The 14040-nt window shown below is 71.6% G+C and carries 12 protein-coding genes; 10 read left to right on the top strand and 2 right to left on the bottom strand.

Annotation, left to right across the window (positions count from 1 at the left end; genetic code table 11):
* Positions 1–9: 9 nt before the first annotated feature.
* Complete coding sequence (locus QOZ86_RS18330; RefSeq protein ID WP_284493413.1) at positions 10–1545, top strand: tripartite tricarboxylate transporter permease; 1536 nt, start codon at positions 10–12, stop codon at positions 1543–1545.
* Positions 1546–1672: 127 nt separating this feature from the next.
* Positions 1673–3169 carry a CoA-acylating methylmalonate-semialdehyde dehydrogenase gene (locus tag QOZ86_RS18335; protein ID WP_284493414.1) on the top strand — a complete coding sequence of 499 codons (1497 nt, stop codon included), beginning with the start codon at positions 1673–1675 and terminating at the stop codon, positions 3167–3169.
* A gap of 119 nt (positions 3170–3288) precedes the next feature.
* Here the strand turns inward: QOZ86_RS18335 and QOZ86_RS18340 are convergent, their stop codons facing one another.
* A complete protein-coding gene (locus tag QOZ86_RS18340; RefSeq protein WP_284493415.1) occupies positions 3289–4047 on the bottom strand; it encodes an HpcH/HpaI aldolase family protein in 759 nt (252 codons plus the stop codon).
* A gap of 387 nt (positions 4048–4434) precedes the next feature.
* Here QOZ86_RS18340 and QOZ86_RS18345 point away from each other — a divergent pair, with 387 nt between their 5' ends.
* From QOZ86_RS18345 to QOZ86_RS18380, 8 genes are all read left to right on the top strand, one after another.
* Positions 4435–5259: a hydroxypyruvate isomerase family protein gene (locus QOZ86_RS18345; protein WP_284493416.1), complete on the top strand. Its 825-nt coding sequence runs from the start codon at positions 4435–4437 to the stop codon at positions 5257–5259.
* Between the two features lie 29 nt (positions 5260–5288).
* Positions 5289–6173, top strand: a complete 885-nt coding sequence (locus tag QOZ86_RS18350) for a 2-hydroxy-3-oxopropionate reductase (protein WP_284493417.1) — start codon at positions 5289–5291, stop codon at positions 6171–6173.
* A 176-nt stretch (positions 6174–6349) separates the two neighbouring features.
* Positions 6350–7036, top strand: coding sequence for a GntR family transcriptional regulator (locus QOZ86_RS18355; RefSeq protein WP_284493418.1), 687 nt, complete (start codon positions 6350–6352; stop codon positions 7034–7036).
* Positions 7037–7170: 134 nt separating this feature from the next.
* Positions 7171–7944: a ribonuclease activity regulator RraA gene (locus QOZ86_RS18360; protein WP_284493419.1), complete on the top strand. Its 774-nt coding sequence runs from the start codon at positions 7171–7173 to the stop codon at positions 7942–7944.
* A gap of 95 nt (positions 7945–8039) precedes the next feature.
* Positions 8040–9116 (top strand): Ldh family oxidoreductase, encoded by a 1077-nt coding sequence (locus tag QOZ86_RS18365; protein ID WP_284493420.1) that lies wholly within the window; start codon positions 8040–8042, stop codon positions 9114–9116.
* A gap of 59 nt (positions 9117–9175) precedes the next feature.
* Positions 9176–10711: a UxaA family hydrolase gene (locus QOZ86_RS18370; RefSeq protein WP_284493421.1), complete on the top strand. Its 1536-nt coding sequence runs from the start codon at positions 9176–9178 to the stop codon at positions 10709–10711.
* A 46-nt stretch (positions 10712–10757) separates the two neighbouring features.
* Positions 10758–12380: a thiamine pyrophosphate-dependent enzyme gene (locus QOZ86_RS18375; RefSeq protein WP_284493422.1), complete on the top strand. Its 1623-nt coding sequence runs from the start codon at positions 10758–10760 to the stop codon at positions 12378–12380.
* 51 nt (positions 12381–12431) lie between these two features.
* Positions 12432–12821, top strand: a complete 390-nt coding sequence (locus tag QOZ86_RS18380) for an MFS transporter (protein ID WP_284493423.1) — start codon at positions 12432–12434, stop codon at positions 12819–12821.
* 52 nt (positions 12822–12873) lie between these two features.
* Here QOZ86_RS18380 and lhgO read toward each other — a convergent pair.
* Positions 12874–14040, bottom strand: a 1167-nt coding sequence (lhgO, locus tag QOZ86_RS18385) for an L-2-hydroxyglutarate oxidase (RefSeq protein WP_284493424.1), incomplete at its 5' end; no start/stop codon positions are given.

The raw sequence follows: 14040 nt of genomic DNA on the forward strand, positions 1-14040 counted from the left end.
GTAGATACGGTGGATTTCCTGGACCCGATCCTCTTCGGATTCGGCGTCGTCCTCACCCCGACCAACCTCGCCTTCTGCCTTCTCGGCGTCACTCTCGGCATGGTCATCGGGGTGCTGCCGGGGCTCGGCCCGACGGCGACGATCGCCATCCTGTTGCCCGTCACGTACGCGATCCCGTCCGAGACGGCGATCATCATGCTCGCCGGCATCTACTACGGAGCCCAGTACGGGGGCACGATCACGTCGGTGCTCCTCTCGTTGCCGGGAGAGGCCTCGACCGTCGTCACGACCTTCGACGGTTACCAGATGGCGCGGTCCGGCCGCGCGGGGAACGCGCTGGGCATCGCCGCGATCGGCTCCTTCATCGGAGCTACGGTCTCCATCATCGCGATGACGTTCGTCGCGCCGGTGGTGGCCGGGTTCGCCCTCGACTTCGGCCCGCCGGAGTACACGGCGCTGGCGGTCCTCGGCATCCTGCTCGTCTCCACGCTGGGGACGGGGGCGCCGCTCAAATGCGCCATCGCGGCCCTGCTGGGGCTCCTGCTGGCCACGGTCGGGCGGGACCCGATCGTGGGTGCCCAGAGGTTCACCTTCGACGTCCTCTACCTCACGGACGGCTTCGACTTCGTCCCCATCGTCATGGGCCTTTTCGGCCTGGGCGAGATCATGTACCAGCTCGGTGCCAGGGCCGAGGCTGCCGTCGCCACCTCCGAGGTGGGTCGGGCCTGGATCAGCAAGCAGGACTTCCGTCAGTCCCGCGGCGCCATCGCCCGCGGCAGCGTCGTGGGTTTCTTCCTCGGCATCCTGCCCGGCGGAGGAGCGACTCTGTCCTCCCTGGTCTCCTACGGGATGGAGAAGCGGCGGTCCAAGACGCCGGAACGTTTCGGCAAGGGTGCGATCGAGGGTGTGGCGGGGCCGGAGTCGGCGAACAACGCGGCGGCGACGTCGTCGTTCATCCCGCTGCTGACGCTCGGCATCCCGGCGAACTCGACCATGGCGATCATCTTCGGCGCCCTCTTGCTGCAGGGCATCTCCCCAGGGCCCCTGCTGATCACCAACAACCCCGAGGTCTTCTGGGGTGTCATCGACTCGATGTACATCGGCAACCTGTTCCTGCTCATCCTGAGCGTGCCGATGGTGGGCCTGTTCATCCGCATCGTGCGCGTCCGGGCGTCGATCCTCTCGCCCATCACGGTCATCGTGATCATGCTGGGCGTCTACACCGTCAACACGAGCTTCTACGACATGCTCGTCGTGATCGGATTCGGGATCCTCGGCTACCTCATGAAGAAGTACGGCTACGAGCCGGGCCCGCTCGTCCTCGCCTTCGTCCTGGGCGGGCTCCTGGAGACGGCGTTCCGCCAGTCCCTGCGCATCTTCAACGGGGATCTGCTCGGCTTCGTCGAGCGGCCGATCTCCGGGACCCTGTTCGGGGCGGTCGTCGTCTTCGCCGTCGTGCTTCCGCTGCTCCGCTACGCCCGCAACACCCGCAGGGCCCGGAGCGCCCGGAGCGGGGACGAGCCGAAGGTCGACGTCGGGGCCTGACCGGCGGCTGTTCCTCGTCCGCCGGCCACCGCGTCACGCGCCCGACCGGGGCCGGACGCCCGGCCGGCGGAGCAGGGGACGGGCAGCTGCACTATGACGCGGGAACACCCACCACGAAGGGAAGCACATGGACAGCCACGTCAGTCACTGGGTCGACGGAGCGGACTGGGCCGGTGACGGGGGCCGTTCGGCCGACGTGTACGACCCGGCCGGCGGGCACGTCGCGCGGACGGTTGCGCTGGCCTCCGAGAACGACGTCCAGGTAGCCGTCGCCAGCGCGGCACGGGCGTGGCAGTCCTGGAGCCGGACCTCGCTGACCAGGCGGATGAGGGTGCTGTTCGCCTTCCGCCAGCTGCTCGACGCGCGCAAGGAGGAGCTCGCCGAGATCATCACGGCCGAGCACGGCAAGGTGCTCTCCGACGCGCTCGGCGAGGTCACCCGCGGGCTGGAGGTGGTCGAGTTCGCCTGCGGCATCCCGCAGCTGCTCAAGGGCGGCTACTCCGAGGCGGTGTCGTCCGGCGTCGACGTCCATTCCATCCGCCAGCCGCTCGGGGTCGTGGGGATCATCAGCCCGTTCAACTTCCCGGCGATGGTCCCGATGTGGTTCTTCCCCGTGGCGATCGCCGCCGGCAACGCCGTGGTCCTCAAGCCGAGCGAGAAGGATCCGTCGGCCGCCACCTGGATCGCACGGCTGTGGCAGGAGGCGGGCCTCCCGGACGGCGTGTTCACCGTCCTCCAGGGAGACAAGGTGGCCGTCGACGGACTCCTGGACCACCCCGACGTCAAGGCGATCTCCTTCGTCGGGTCGACTCCCGTCGCCCGCTACGTCTACGAGCGCGGTACCGCGAACGGCAAGCGCGTCCAAGCCCTGGGTGGTGCCAAGAACCACATGGTGGTGCTGCCGGACGCCGATCTCGACCTGGCCGCGGACGGGGCGGTCAACGCCGGCTTCGGCTCGGCGGGGGAGCGGTGCATGGCGATCTCGGTCGTGGTCGCCGTCGACCCGGTCGGGGACGAGCTCGTCGACCGGATCTCCAAGCGGATGTCGACGATCACGGTGGGGGACGGGCGGTCGGCGGGCAGCGACATGGGCCCGCTGGTGACCGGGGCACACCGCGATCGGGTGGCGTCCTACGTGGACTCGGCCGAACGGGAGGGCGCAAGCCTCGTGGTCGACGGCCGGGACGTCGTCGTCGCCGACCAGCCCCACGGCTTCTGGCTGGGGCCGACGCTGGTCGACCAGGTGCGCCCGGAGATGACGGTCTACCGGGACGAGGTGTTCGGCCCCGTGCTGAGCGTGGTCCGCGTACCCACCTACGACGCCGCCCTGGAGCTGGTCAACAGCAACCCCTACGGGAACGGGACGGCCATCTACACCAACGACGGTGGCGCCGCGCGCCGGTACCAGAGCGAGGTGGAGGTCGGCATGGTCGGCGTCAACGTGCCCATCCCGGTGCCGATGGCCTACTACTCGTTCGGGGGCTGGAAGTCGTCGTTGTTCGGTGACAGCCACGCGCACGGTGCGGAAGGAGTGCACTTCTTCACCCGGGGCAAGGTCGTCACCTCCCGGTGGCTCGACCCCGAGCACGGCGGGCTGAACCTGGGATTTCCGCGCAACGACTGAGTCGTACCGCCCGGACAGGTCGACGACGCAGGCCCGGGCCGTACCCGGCTCCTCTCCCCTGGGGGTGGAGCCGGGTCCGGCGCCGGGCCTGGCGGTCGAGCGCGGACCGGTGCGGAAGCTCAGCCGCGCAGCGCGGAGACGTTCGCGGCGGTCTGGTCCACGATGATGTCGATGTCGCTGCTGACCGACACCATCTGGAACCCCTCCTCGATGAGGCTCTTGGCCAGCTGCGTATCGAAGAGGTGGATGCCGGCGACCTTGCCCGACGCCTTGGCTGCGGCCAGAACGGTCCGATACACCTCCCGCATCTGCGGATCCGACGCCTGGCCGGTGAGTCCCATGTCGACCGAGAGATCGAAGGGCCCGATGAACAGGGCGTCGATCCCAGGCACGGCGGCGAGCGCCTCGGCGTTCTTCACCGCCTCCCGGCTCTCGATCTGGATGGCGATCGTCGTCTCCTCGTTCACCCGGGCCATGTATTCGACTGCCGGCTTCTTCGCATAGTCGCTGTGACCGCGCCGGAGCGCGGTGCCACGCTGTCCCTGCGGGGCGTACTTGGCGTGCCGCACGATCTCCTCCGCCTGCTCGACGGTGTCCACCATGGGCACCAGCAGTCCGGCCGCTCCGGCGTCCAGGGGCTTGAGCACGGTCTCGCGGCGGATCTCGGGGATGCGCACGATCGGCCGAATCCCCGCGCCGCGCGCGATCCCGATCATGGCGGCCATGTCCGACCAGTCGAAGGGGCCGTGCTCCATGTCCAGGATGAAGTAGTCCAGCCCGGCGGTGGAGATCATGCTCACTACGCCGGGATTGCTGACGCCGGACAGCATCATGCCGAGCGCCACGCCATCGTTCGTGAACAGCTTCTTCAGGGACACGGGATCCTCCTGTCGACGTCGGCGTCCCCGCCGTCAGGTGAGCAGGGTCCGGCGTTCGGTGAATGGAACGTGAATGGTGCATCGGGGACCTTCCGGATGGGCCCCTTGTGGACCCTGGCCGCCCTGCTCGTGTGCCCGCCGGTCCCGGTCGCGGGACGGGCGGGCCCGCTCAGGGGCCGGTTTTCCCTGAGGGAGCGCCGGTCGACCGATGCCGCCCCCGGTCCACGTGGCGTACGGTATACCAATGAGCGGTACCCCGACAAGCGGTCCACCAGGCTGCCGTATGGGTGTGGCGCCCGACCGCTCCGGCTCCCGTGGCGACCGGAGCGGTCGCTCGGACAGTGCTCACTGCGGCCCGGTGGTCGCGACCAAGCGAAGGAGATGAATGTGGCCGGCGACCCCTTCCCTTACGCCGTCAACCTCTCGTTGCTCTTCACCGAGGTTCCGCTCCTCGAACGGCCCGCCGCCGCTCGCGAAGCCGGGTTCACGGCTGCCGAGTTCTGGTGGCCTTTCGCCGAGGCGGTGCCATCGGATGACGCGGTGGACGCGTTCGTCGGTGCGTTCGAGGAGGCCGGGGTCCAGCTGATCGGGCTCAACTTCTTCGCCGGCGACATGGCCGCCGGCGACCGCGGCCTGGTCTCCTTGCCGGATCGCCGAGCCGAGTTCCGGGACAACGTCGACGTCGTCGTCGGGATCGGTGAGCGGCTGGGCTGCCGAGCGTTCAACGCGCTGTACGGCAACCGCAGCCACGATGGCGGCCGCTCTGCCCAGGACGAGGTAGCCCTGGAAAACCTCGCCCTCGCCGGTCGTGCCGCGGGTCGCGTGGGCGGCACCGTCCTGGTGGAGCCGGTGAGCGGCGCACCGGACTACCCGTTGCTCATCGCGGCCGACGCGGTGGCGGTGCTGGACCGGGTGGCTGCCGACACCGGCGTCACGAACCTCGGCCTGCTCTGCGACCTGTACCACCTGACGGTCAACGGCGACGACGTCGATCGGGTGATCGACGACCACGCCGAGCGCATCGCGCACGTGCAGATCGCCGACGCGCCGGGCCGGCACGAGCCGGGGACCGGGACGATCGACCTGGACGGGCGCCTCGAGCAGCTCGCGGCGGCCGGCTACTCCGGCTGGGTCGCGCTGGAGTACAAGCCGAGCACGACCACCGCGGAGAGTCTGGGCTGGCTGCCCCGCGAGCGGCGCGCCGGCGCCTGACCCACGACCGTTCCAGGAGAGGAAGTTCCATGACCAAGATCGCATTCATCGGGCTCGGCATCATGGGCGGACCGATGGCCGCCAATCTCGTCGCGGCCGGGCACGACGTCATCGGGTTCAACCGTAGCCGAGGCAAGGTCGACGCCCTCGTGGAGCGGGGAGGGCGCGCCGCCGGGAGCATCCGGGAAGCGGTGGGTGACGCCGATGTGGTGGTCACCATGCTCCCCGACTCCCCGGACGTGGAGGCGGTCGTGCTCGGTGACGACGGCGTCCTGGCGTCCGCTCGTCCCGGGACGGTGCTCGTCGACGCGAGCACCATCCGCCCGGACGTCTCGGTGCGCATCGCCGAGGCGGCCCGCGCCAAGGACGTCGGAGCGCTGGACGCACCGGTCTCCGGCGGCGAGGCCGCCGCCATCGAGGGGACCCTCTCGATCATGGTCGGTGGCGAGAGCGCCGACATGGAGGCGGCCAGGCCCCTCCTGGACGTCGTCGGCGCCACTATCGTCCACGTGGGTCCGGCCGGATCCGGCCAGATCGTCAAGGCCGCCAACCAGCTCATCGTCGCGGGCACGATCCAGCTCGTGGCGGAGGCGATCGTCTTCCTCGAAGCCCAGGGCGTGGACACCGAGGCGGCGGTGAAGGTCCTGGCCGGAGGGCTGGCCGGAAACCGGATCCTCGACCGCAAGAGCGCGGGGATGCTCGCGCGCCAGTTCGCCCCCGGTTTCCGGGTGGACCTCCACCACAAGGACCTGGGCATCGTCACGTCGGCGGCCCGGGAGGTCGGGGTGGCGATCCCGATGGGCGCTCTCGCGGCTCAGCTGATGGGGGCCCTGCGCGCCGAGGGCCATGGCGACCTGGACCACTCCGCGCTCCTGCTGCTCGTCGAGCAGCTCTCCGGCAGGGCTCGCGGCTGATCGCTCGAGCCCGCCATGGTGGGCCCCGGCGCGGGGCCGCCGCGCGGACGCGCCCGACGACGACCGGCGGTCCGCGCGGCACCCCCGTCGGGGTGGTTCGACGGGGACGCTACGTTTCCGTAACGGCGGGTGGGTGGTATACCAGCATGGTGACGCAGACAGAGCCGATCGGTTCCGTGAGTGACGGTTCGCTGACCCCGCTGCCGGCAGCGACGACTCGTTCCGACACGGTGGCCGACTCGATCCGGCGCGCCATCCTCTCCGGCCGTCTGCGGCCGGGCGAGGTCCTCGTCGAGCGTCGCCTGGCGGAGGCGTTGGGCGTCTCCAAGACCCCGGTGCGCGAAGCGCTGATCTCGCTGACCTCGTCGGGGCTGGTCACCATCGCGCGCAACCGCGGGGTCACGGTCCGGCGCCTGGAGAAGGAAGACCTCGAACGCGTCCGCCAGATGAGGCTGTTGCTGGAACCGTGGACCACGGCGTGTGCCGCGGAGCGTTCCGGTGAACACGTCCCCCAGGCGCGGCTGGCGCTGGAAGAGGCGCGCGAGCGGCTGGCCAACGACGACCACGTCGGGCTGAGTCTCGCCAACCGCCGGTTCCATCGCAGCCTCTACCGCGAGTGCGGGAACGAGCTGATCATCGCGGCCCTCGACGGGCTGCAGGACCTGACCGCACTGGGCGCGGTGAGCCTGCTCTGGGCCGCGACGCCCAGCTGGGCCGACGAGTTCACCCAGCACCGGCAGATCCTCGAGGCCGTCGAAGCCGGTCGCGCCGGGGAGGCGCGGGAGCTGATGCTCCGCCACATCACCGAGGCGGCGACGCCTGAGACCGGTGGAGACGCACTGGCCTGCACCGTGGATCTCTGAGCGTCCGCACGGGGCGCGGGGCGGTCGACTCGGAGGCCGCCTGATGGATCGGCCGGTGCGAGCCCTTCTCGTCGGCAGGCATCGCTGGTATATTGGTATACCAAGCACGCCGAGCCCGCCGGGAGGCGATCCGCATGGCCCCCTCGCCCGATCCTGTCCCTGGCCTGCCGGAGCAGGTCCCGGATGCCGTCCTCGCCACTCTTCGCGAGGTCAGCACCGCGACGCTGACGACGCAGTTGATGGCCCGCGGCCTGCGGAACACGTTCCTCGGCGGCCCGCGGCCGTTGCGGCCGGGCCGACCCCGGATGGTGGGCCCGGCGTTCACCCTGAGGTGCATCCCGGCGCGCGAGGACCTCGACGTGCTGGCGGTCTTCCAGGACTACGACCACCCTCAGCGCCTGGCCGTGGAGTCCGTCCCCAGCGGCGCGGTCCTGGTGATCGACTCCCGCGGGCAGACGCGCGCGGCCTCGTTGGGGGAGATCCTGGCCACCCGCCTGTTCCGCCGCGGGGTCGCGGGTGTGGTGACGGACGGCTCGGTACGGGACGCGGCGGGGATCGCCGCGGTCGACATGCCCACCTTCGCCGCCGGCGCGTCCCCGACGACGAACCTGGTCCAGCACCACGCCGTCGACCTGCAGGTCCCCATCGGCTGCGGCGAGGTCGCGATCTACCCCGGCGACATCATGGTCGGCGACGACGACGGTGTGGTGTGCCTGCCGCGTCACCTCGCGGCCGAGGTGGCCGCCGCCGCGGCCGAGCAGGAACGCCTGGAGGAGTTCGTCCTGTCCCGGGTCGACGCGGGTGCGCCCCTGCGGGGCACCTACCCGCCGGACGAGAGCACCCGGGCGGACTACCGGCAGTGGGTGGCCGACCGGCCGACCCCGGGTGGGGAGGGCGCACGTCCCTGACCACTGACCGGGTGGGCCGCCATCCACCCGGCGACAGGCGCATCCGGCAGGGAGCCGCCGCTCGCTGCCGTACGGACGAGGACGAGGAGATCTCGATGAGCGTGCCGGCCGAACGGGTCCGGAAGCAGATCCTGAGCGTGCTGGACGCGTGGGGGATGGACGGCGAGCTCGCCAGTACGACGGCTGACGTCATGGTGGACACGGACCTGGCGGGCATCGACTCGCACGGGCTGTCGATGCTCATGTACTACGAGGGCATCCGGGACAGGGGCGAGCTCAGGCTCGACGTCCGCCCGGTCGTCGTGCGGGAGCACGGGGCGACGGCTCTCATCGACGCGCGAGGTGGGCTCGGGCATCCCGCCGGCGTCATGGGCATGCAGCTGGCGGCGGACAAGGCTGCCGCTGCGGGGGTCGGCGTGGTGACGGTCTTCAACTCGCACCACTTCGGCGCCACCGGTTACTACGCCTCCCTGGCCGCGGAGCGCGGGCTGGTCGGGCTGGTGACCACCTCGGGCCGGACCGTGGCGGTGCTGCCCACCCGGGGCGCGGTCCCCCGGCTGTCCACCAACCCCATCGCCTTCGCGGCGCCGGCCGGCCGGAACCGTCCGTTCGTGCTCGACATGTCGACCAGCACGGTGGCTGCCAACAAGGTGAAGGTCTACGACTTCCACGGCAAGCCGCTCCCGGAGGGCTGGGTGCTCGACGAGGCCGGGACGCCGGTCCGGGATGCGGCGGCAGCCATGCAGTACATCTTCGACCGCCCGGACGGCGGGCTGACCGCACTGGGTGGCACCCCGGAGATGTCCAGCCACAAGGGCTACGGGTTGAGCGTCATGGTGCAGATCCTGTCGGCCACCCTGTCCGGCGGTGCCTTCGCGCCCATCCGTGAGGAACGGCCGGGCGATCCGGACAACATCGGCCACTTCTTCCTGGCGATCGATCCGAAGGCCTTCCGTGCGCCCGGTGAGTTCGAGGCGGACCTGGATGCCGCCATCGACGTGCTGCACGCGACTCCTCCGGTGGACCCGGAGCTGCCCGTGCTGGTGCCCGGTGACCCCGAGGCGGCGTCGCGGGAGCAACGGGCACGCGACGGCATCCCGGTGCCGCAGACGCTGAAGGACAAGATCCGGGCCGTCTGCGAGCGCTCGGGAGCCGAGTACCTGCTCGACTGAGAAAGCGGACGTCGAGCCCGGCCGACGGCGGGACGACACGACACGGAAACGAGAATGCTGTGACGACGAACGTGCACATGCCCTCTGGGTCGGTCTCCGGCCGCTCCCATCCGGGGCTCCTGGTCCTGAGCCTCGCCGACAACGTCGCGGTGGCGATCGGCGACGTCGACTCGCCGACCGGCCCGGTGCCACGGGGACACAAGGTGGCGACCCGGGCCGTCCGCGGCGGTGAGCCGGTCCTCAAGTACGGCCAGGTCATCGGGTTCGCCTCCGCCGACATCGCCCCCGGCGACCACGTCCACTCGCACAACCTCCGCTTCGGTCGCTTCTCCCGCGAGGGCGGCATCGGCGAGGGCGTCGTGGTGCCCGAGCCCCTCCCCGTGGCGGAGCAGGCGACGTTCGAGGGGTACGTGCGTTCCGACGGCCGGGTCGGGACCCGCAACTACCTCGGGATCCTGACCTCGGTGAACTGCTCGGCGACCGCGGCGCGGCGGATCGCCGAACGTTTCCGGTACTCCGACCTCCTGGAGCAGTTCCCGCACGTCGACGGCGTCGTCCCGCTGGCGCACGGCACCGGTTGCGGGATCGGCGATCCCGAGACGCTCGCCGTGCTGCGCCGCACCATGGCCGGGTACCTGATGCACCCGAACTTCGGTGGCTTCCTCGTGCTCGGGCTGGGGTGCGAGCACAACCAGATCGCGGAGCTGACGAGGGATGTCCCCGTGCGCCCCGACCTGCCGATCGTCGCGGCGACGATCCAGGAGCTCGGCGGCACCAGGCGGACCGTCGAGGCGGGGGTGTCGACGCTGACCAGCATGCTGCCGGAGGTCGACAAGGCCCGCCGATCCACGGTGCCGGCGAGCGAGCTCATCCTGGGCACGAACTGTGGCGGTTCCGACGCCTACTCCGGGATCACCGCGAACCCCGCCGTCGGCTCCGCGGTGGACCTGCTGGTCCGCAACGGCGGGACCGGAGTCGTGGCAGAGACGCCGGAGGTGTACGGCGCCGAACACCTGCTCACCCGCCGGGCGGTGGCTCCCGCCGTCGCGGAGAAGCTGCTCGCACGCATCGGCTGGTGGGAGCAGTACCTGGAGAAGTCCGGAGGGACGTTGGACAACAACCCGACGCCGGGGAACAAGGCGGGCGGGCTGACCACGATCCTCGAGAAGTCCCTCGGCACGATCTCCAAGGGCGGCACCACGCCGCTGGCCGACGTCGTCGACTACGCCGAGCAGGTCACCAGCAAGGGCTTCGTCTTCATGGACACGCCTGGGTACGACCCGGTCTCGGTGACCGGGATCGTGGCCGGTGGTGCCCAGGTCATGGTGTTCACGACCGGCCGCGGCTCCGCCTTCGGGTGCAAGCCGGTGCCGAGCATCAAGGTCGCCACCAACAGCGAGCTCTACCTGCGCATGACCGACGACATGGACGTCAACGCGGGGGCCATCGTCGATGGCGACCGTTCCCTCGACGAGGTGGGCCGGGAGATCTTCGACCTGGTCCTGCAGACCGCATCCGGCAGGGCCACCAAGAGCGAGGACCTCGGCTACGGGGACGAGGAGTTCGTCCCCTGGCGGGTCGGCGCGGTCATCTGAGCCGACCGGGCGACCGCTCGCACCCCGACGAGAGATGGGAAAGTCCATGGGCAGCACCGTTGCCGAAGCCGTCGTCCGCCTCCTGGTCCGCAGCCGTGTCCGACGGGCCTACACCGTCCCGGGCGAGTCGTTCCTGGGGCTGCTCGACGCGCTGGAGGCCGAGCCGTCCACCACCCTCGTCTCCACGCGGCACGAGGGGGGTGCGTCCTTCATGGCCGAGGCCGACGCCAAGTTCTGCGGCGTGCCGGCGGTGGTGCTCGGCAGCCGCGGGCCCGGTGCGGCGAACCTGTCCATCGGTGTGCACACGGCCTTCCAGGACGAGACGCCGATGCTGGTCCTGCTCGGTCAGGTCGAGTCGGAAGACCTCGGCAGGGAGAGCTTCCAGGAAGTCGATCTGGCCGCCTTCTTCGCACCGCTGGCCACGTGGTCGCGGGAGGCGGCCACGGCGGCCGAGGTCCCGGCACTGGTCGCCGAGGCGCTCGGGGCGGCGACCACGGGCCGGCGGGGGCCGGCCGTGCTCTCTGTACCGGGCGACTTCTGGGCGCAGCCCTACGACGGCGAGCTACCCCCGGTGGACACGTCTCCCGGCCAGGACGACGCGGCAGCCGCCGCGCGGGCGATCGCGGAGGCGCTGGACGGCGCCTCCGCGCCGGTCGTCATCGCGGGAGGCGGCGCCCGCCCGGCGCGTGCGGAGCTCGTGGCCACCGCGGAGCGGCTGGGCCTGGCCGTCTACACGGCGTTCCGCCGGCAGGACGCCTTCCCCGAGGACCACCCGCAGTACGCCGGCCACCTCGGGATGGGGCTGGCCCCGGACCTCCTGGGCGCGCTGGAGAAGGCCGACGTCGTCCTCGTCCTGGGCACCCGGCTCGACGAGACCACGACGCAGAGCTACCGGTTCCCGCTCCCCGGGCAGCGGTTGATCATGGCCGGTAACGGGGTGCAGGCCCCCGACCGGGACGGCCCGACGGAGGCCTTCGACGTCGACGTCCGCTCGCTGCTCCAGCACCTGGCGGACCTGGCGAGCCCGCGCACGAGGGACTGGTCGGACGCGCGGGCCGCCGTCGACCGGTTCAGCACGCCGGGCGACCGGCCGGCGTCGGACCGGATCCACCCGACCGACGTCGTCACCACGCTGCGGCGTCTGGTGCCCGCCGGCACGGTGGTGACCAACGACGCGGGTAACTTCGCCGGCTTCGTGCACCGCTACTGGCGTTTCACCGATCCGGGCACCCAGCTGGCTCCCGCCAACGGTGCGATGGGGTACGCCGTGCCCGCCGCCGTCGCGGCGAAGATGGCCGCGCTGGACACCACCGTGATCGCCACGGTGGGAGATGGCGGCGTGCTCATGACCGGCCAGGAGGTGGAGACCGCGGTCCGGCACGGTGCGGGCATCGTCGTAATCGTGTTCCAGAACGGCCTGTACGGGACGATCGCGATGCACCAGGCGAAGGTGCACGGGCGGCTGGCCGGGGTGGCCATCGGTCCGCTCGACCTGGCCGGGTGGGCGCGCGGGCTCGGTGCCGAAGGGCTGACCATCGACCGGCCGGAGGAGCTGGAGCCGACCCTGGCCCGCGCGCTCGCCTGCGGCCGCCCGTGCGTGGTGGACGTGCGCACCGATCCGGATGTCATCACCGCCGATTCCCGGTTGGCCGCGCTGCTCGCCCGGTGACCGGTCGGGGGACGCCCCCGGGGACCGCGGACGGGGGACCGGGCCGGCGCCGTGCGGGAGAAGGCATGGTCCGGGTGGGGATGGACCGGCCTGTTCCACTTCGCCGTCATCCGCGACGACCGGTCCGCGGCCGCCTCCGTCACCGGCTTCGTACAGACCGGGCTGTCACTGGGGGCCGGCGCCGGGCCGCTCCTGTTCGGCGTCATCGCGCAGGCGTTCTCCTACACCGCAGCCTGGCTGACGACGGCGGGCCTGTGCCTGGTCGCCGCGGTGATCATGCGGATCGGGCGGCGGATCGTCCGGTCGTCCCGCGGGCTGCCCGTGTCGGGGCTGCGGCGGCATCCCTCGCCGGAGGCCCCGATCCCGCAGCTGCAGACCCCGACGCGGCTCGCCCTGCCGCTGGCCGGGCCCGCCGGCGCCTGCCGGTCCGGCAGGGCCTGAAAGCCGGCCGGACCGTCGCACCACAGGCGGGCGGCGCGGGGCACCGCGCCCGTCACCCCGGACGGCGGCCGAGGAGGTCGTCGACGATGTGCTCGGCGATGGCCAGGGAGCTGGTCGCGGCGGGGGAGGGGGCGTTGCGGACGGCGACGACGGCGCCGGTGCGGGTGATGCGGAAGTCGTCGACGAGGCTGCCGTCGGATTCCAGCGCCTGGGCGCGGATGCCTGCGGTGGCGGGGACCAGGTCGGCGGCGGTGAGTTCGGGGACGTAGCGCTGGGCGGCGGCGGTGAAGGTGCGCTTGCTGAGCGACCCGCGCATCTCGGCGATACCGGTCTTCCAGTGCTGGGCGGCGAACTTGCGGAACCCGGCGTAGCGGACGATCTCGGCCAGCTCCCGGGGGCTGACGTCGCGCCGGCGGTAGCCCTCCCGGGCCATGGCGAGCACGGCGTTGGGGCCGACGAGCACCTCGCCGTCGAACCGGGGGGTGAGGTGGACGCCGAGGAACGGGTAGCGCGGGTCGGGTACCGGGTAGACGAGGCCGTTGACCAGGGAGCGTTTCTCGGGGACCAGGGCGAAGTACTCGCCGCGGAAGGGCACGATGCGGGGGGCGGAACCGTCGCCGGCGAGTTCGGCGAGCCGGTCGACCTGCAGGCCGGCGCAGAGCACGACCTGGTCGACGGCGAGCTCCTCGCCGTTGGCTCCCTGCACGACGACCTCCTCGGCCGGCCCGCCGGTGGTGTGCCGCAGTCCGGTGACGGCGAAGCCGGTGCGGACCGAGGCCCCAGATGCCTGCGCGTCGGCGGCCAGCTGCCGGGTGATCCCGGCGTAGTCGACGATCGCGGTGGTGGGGGAGTGCAGGCCGGCGACGCCGGTGACGTGCGGCTCGAGCTCGGCCAGCTGGGCGCGGTCGATGATCCGGATGCCGGGGACCCCGTTGGCGCGGGCCCGCTCGGCGATGGCGTCCAGCCGGGACTGCTCGGCGGCGTCGAGGGCGACCAGCACCTTGCCGATCTCGGAGTAGCCCAGGCCCTTCTCGGCGCAGAACTCCTTCAGCAGGCCGACCCCGCGGCGGCAGAGCAGGGCCTTGAGCGAACCCGGCTCGTAGTACAGGCCGGCGTGCACCACGCCGCTGTTGCGGCCGGTCTGGTGGGCGGCGAGCCGGTCCTCCTTCTCCAGCAGGGTGACCTGGGCATCGGGCCGGAGCTGGAGCAGCCGGCGCGC

It is taken from the genome of Blastococcus capsensis (assembly GCF_030165005.1).
GTDB classification, from domain to species: domain Bacteria; phylum Actinomycetota; class Actinomycetes; order Mycobacteriales; family Geodermatophilaceae; genus Blastococcus; species Blastococcus capsensis.

Bases quoted from the DNA above. Each gene is read 5' to 3' on its own strand.
- QOZ86_RS18335 (WP_284493414.1), top strand. From the start codon at position 1,673: ATGGACAGCCACGTCAGTCACTGGGTCGACGGAGCGGACTGGGCCGGT.
- QOZ86_RS18350 (WP_284493417.1), top strand. From the start codon at position 5,289: ATGACCAAGATCGCATTCATCGGGCTCGGCATCATGGGCGGACCGATG.
- QOZ86_RS18360 (WP_284493419.1), top strand. From the start codon at position 7,171: ATGGCCCCCTCGCCCGATCCTGTCCCTGGCCTGCCGGAGCAGGTCCCG.
- QOZ86_RS18365 (WP_284493420.1), top strand. From the start codon at position 8,040: ATGAGCGTGCCGGCCGAACGGGTCCGGAAGCAGATCCTGAGCGTGCTG.
- QOZ86_RS18375 (WP_284493422.1), top strand. From the start codon at position 10,758: ATGGGCAGCACCGTTGCCGAAGCCGTCGTCCGCCTCCTGGTCCGCAGC.